Origin of the sequence: Myroides sp. LoEW2-1, assembly GCF_009767705.1 — a bacterium.
In the GTDB taxonomy this organism is placed as follows: domain Bacteria; phylum Bacteroidota; class Bacteroidia; order Flavobacteriales; family Flavobacteriaceae; genus Flavobacterium; species Flavobacterium album_A.
Window position 1 is genome coordinate 1 of sequence record NZ_WSPP01000267.1, and the last position, 3,526, is coordinate 3,526.

The window sequence follows — 3,526 nt, forward strand, 5'->3', positions numbered from 1 at the left end:
AGCGCAGATGGTACTGCTAACCAGTGGGAGAGTATGTCGTCGCCCTTCTTTTAAGAATCCCCAATCTCATATGAGGTTGGGGATTTTTTTGTTTATATACTTTAGATGATTGTAAAGTATTATTACGAATTTTTTTTATTGGCTTTATGTAATAGTGAGTTATATTTTGAGTTTAGAAAGACAGAATAGATATCTATTATGATCCAATTTTACTTTCTTTGTGAATTTTTTTGATATCTCACAGGTAATGATCAAAGAAAAAGATATATTTTATTTAGATAGCTCCTTTATCTTATCGTAAATAATATCAGATTCGTATCCTTTACGATAGAGGTAAGCATGTAATTTGGCTTTTTTCTTTTCAATATCTGTATCTTTCAAGGACTCCCATTTTAGGTTGCTTATACGTTCGAAAGTCTCATAGTATAAATCATCAGTTATTTCTTTTAAAGCAAGCTTGATTAAAGTGGAGGATATTTTTCTGAGTTTAAGTTCCGAAATTATTCTATTTTTACCCCAAGCACTTATTCTGTGTTTTCCTCTTGCAAAATTTCTTGCGAAGCGTTCTTCATTTAGAAATTTGTTTTCAATTAGGTAGACAATAATCTCGTCATGTTCATTGCTGGGAATATTTAAGTTATATAGCTTCGTTATAACTTCATTGTGACAACGATCTTGATAGGCACAATAGTTTTCCAATTTTTTTATAGCTTCTTTTGTTGAAATGTATTTGTTTGGTTCTGTCATGGAATAATAGTTTATCGTTAAGGGATAAATAGTTTGTTGATAGATTAGATTATTTGTCCTAATTGTTGCTAAATTAAAGAAATTAGAAGGAAGGTGTTCTATTTAATTGAATCCTTACTTAGTATTAATTGTAGTTATGTCTTACGTTTTCTTTTTTATTACATTTAAGTAAAATTTTGAACAATGAGTATTAGTAAAAGTTTTCTATTAGAGTTGCAACATGAAGTTGCAAGTAGTAAAAAGATTATTAGTTGTGTGCCAACAGAGAAATGGGATTGGAAGCCTCATACTAAATCTATGTCTCTTGGAGAATTGTCGAAACACATAGTGGAGTTGACAATTTGGACAGAGTATGTACTACTGTTAGAATCATTAGATTTTCAAAGTAATTACGAGCCTTTTAAGGCAGCTTCTACAGATGAGTTAATATCTTACCTTGATAAGTATGAAAAAGCTGTTATATCTGCTATAAATATGTTTGATGAAGAAAAGTGGATGGATGAGTGGCAACTGAAATCAGGTGAGCATGTTATTGTAGCAATGCCTAAAGTTGCTGCTAATAGATTTATTGTAAACAACCACATTTATCATCATCGAGGGCAACTTTCTGTTTATTTAAGATTATTGGATATCGCTATACCTGGAATGTATGGTCCGTCTGCAGATGATATGAATAAGTAATGGCACATAATGAAAATAAGAAAGCCTAACTCATTGAGTTAGGCTTTTTTTGTGCCCGGAGTGGGAATCGAACCCACACAACAACTACCTAAATCACTTGTTTTTCTAAGTGTTTGATTTTTAGATTTAGAATACTGTAAATCAATATGTTGAATTGTTGTTTTTGAGTTTGTGTTATTGAAATGAATTTAATTAAATTGAATATTGTTGACTAATGGTTGACTAACGGTTGACTAACTTATGTAAAAGTATTATTTTTGACTGTTCAGTTTAATTCAAATATTATGGCAACAATTAAATTCTTTTTACAAAGTAAGAAAGAGAATGCACAAATACACGTTCGCGTTTCTGTAAGTCGTGAGATTGTTATTAGAAAAAGTACGGGTTTTGTTATCAATTCTCAACAATGGAGTGATAAGACAGGACTCCCCAAACAAACAGGTGCAGAAAATAAATCACTAAGAAATAGTTTAAATAAACTTCAGACGCATTTATACGAGGTTTTAAACGACGATTTAGCAAAAGGTGTACTTATTAATGGTAATTGGTTAGAAAGTCAAATAAATGCCTGTTTTAATCGAATTGATAAGGTTGACAATAATATCTTTGTTAACTATATTCAGTATATGATTGATAATGCAAGTACCAAAGAAACAAGAGGGGGTAAAATTGGTTTAAGTGAGGGTACTATCAAAAACTATCGTTCATTTAAAAAGATAATTGAAGAATACGAGCAATATTCTAAGACTAAAATCTTATTTAGAGAGATTAATAAATCATTTACTGAAAAGTTTAAGACGTGGTTACTTAATGAAAGAAGATACACCGTTAATTATTCAGGAAAACAATTTGAGTTTATTAAAACGGTTTGTTTGGATGCACAAAAGAATGATATTGATGTTACAGTTCATTCTACTACTTTGCAACCTTTTAGACAACAAGATAAAGACCGTTATATACATACCCTTTCTTTAGATGAATTACTACAAATTTATAATACAGAAATGCCAACAAAACACCTTAAAAATGTTCAGAAATGGATATTAATAGGTTGTTTTATAGGACAAAGGGGAGGAGATTTATTAAGTATTACACCTGAGAATATAAGAGAGAATGCGAAAGGATTGTACATTGATGTTATTCAACAAAAAACAGGTAAGAATGTAACTATTGGGGTAATGCAAGATTATGTTCTTGACATTCTAAAAAATGACTTTCCTGAACCTGTCTCTCTAAACAAAATAAATTATCATATTGGGAAAGTATGTGAAATTGCAAAAATCAACCAAAAGGTAGAGGGGTATATTACTAATTCAGAAACTAATCAAACTGAATTAATATTATTGCCAAAATATAACTTTATTACTTCTCATAGTTTTAGACGTTCGTTTGCAACTAATTTTTATAAGATAATGCCTACACCTGTGATTATGGGAATTACAGGGCATTCACAGGAAAATATATTTTTAAAGTATATCAACCAAAGACAGGATAAGGATGCAAATGCAGATTTGTTTATGTCCTTTTTTGAAAAAATGAATAGTAATAATGAACCACAGTTGAAAGTGGTTAAAAGAGCACAATAATATGGGGGATTATGATTATAGGAGTACTGAAGACATCTATCGTCACTTTAAATTTAGAGCTTTGAGAAAATATACTTCAGAAATAGAAATGTTAACTGATGTAATAGATAAAGAAAAGAGAATTAGAGTATTATATAAAGAGGCTTGTCAGTTAAAAAAGAGTAATTCTTCTGACGAAGTCATTTTGAAATGGTGTTATAAAAATGATTTTATTAGTTGTAATGAAAATGTTGTAACAGATAAGGAGTTGGTATATTCTTTTAAAAGAACCTTGGATTTTATGTATTCAGATTTTAGAGAACGTATTCCTATTCATATTGTTGATGTAGATATTCGACTTTATATTGATTTTTTAATAGAAAAAAAAGAGAGTTTAGAACAATTAGAATTTAATAGGTTTCAGAGAGAAAAATATATTAAAGAACAAGAGAGTTTTAAAAAATATGATACTTCTGTATTCAAGAGTGAATTATCTTTTAAAATTTTTAAATTATTTGCTGATAGGTATGTAG

General features: G+C 29.4%; 4 protein-coding genes. 3 read left to right on the forward strand and 1 reads right to left on the reverse strand.

All coding sequences use genetic code 11. From position 1 onward, the window contains the following. Positions 1 to 270 precede the first annotated feature (270 nt). Positions 271 to 747, reverse strand: coding sequence for a regulatory protein RecX (locus GOQ24_RS13705; protein WP_155091623.1), 477 nt, complete (start codon positions 745 to 747; stop codon positions 271 to 273). A gap of 183 nt (positions 748 to 930) precedes the next feature. Between GOQ24_RS13705 and GOQ24_RS13710 the strand changes: the two genes are divergently transcribed. The 3 genes from GOQ24_RS13710 to GOQ24_RS13720 form a co-directional block, all read left to right on the forward strand. Beyond that, on the forward strand, positions 931 to 1,428 hold the full coding sequence (locus tag GOQ24_RS13710; RefSeq protein WP_155091622.1) for a DinB family protein: 498 nt from the start codon (positions 931 to 933) through the stop codon (positions 1,426 to 1,428). A gap of 284 nt (positions 1,429 to 1,712) precedes the next feature. Further along, entirely contained in the window at positions 1,713 to 3,014 is a 1,302-nt protein-coding gene (locus GOQ24_RS13715) for a site-specific integrase (RefSeq protein ID WP_160339945.1), read from the forward strand. Between the two features lies 1 nt (position 3,015). Beyond that, the coding region (locus GOQ24_RS13720; protein WP_160339946.1) for a hypothetical protein at positions 3,016 to 3,526 on the forward strand (511 nt) is incomplete at its 3' end.

Bases quoted from the DNA above. Each gene is read 5' to 3' on its own strand.
- GOQ24_RS13715 (WP_160339945.1), top strand. From the start codon at position 1,713: ATGGCAACAATTAAATTCTTTTTACAAAGTAAGAAAGAGAATGCACAA.
- GOQ24_RS13705 (WP_155091623.1), bottom strand. From the start codon at position 747: ATGACAGAACCAAACAAATACATTTCAACAAAAGAAGCTATAAAAAAA.
- GOQ24_RS13710 (WP_155091622.1), top strand. From the start codon at position 931: ATGAGTATTAGTAAAAGTTTTCTATTAGAGTTGCAACATGAAGTTGCA.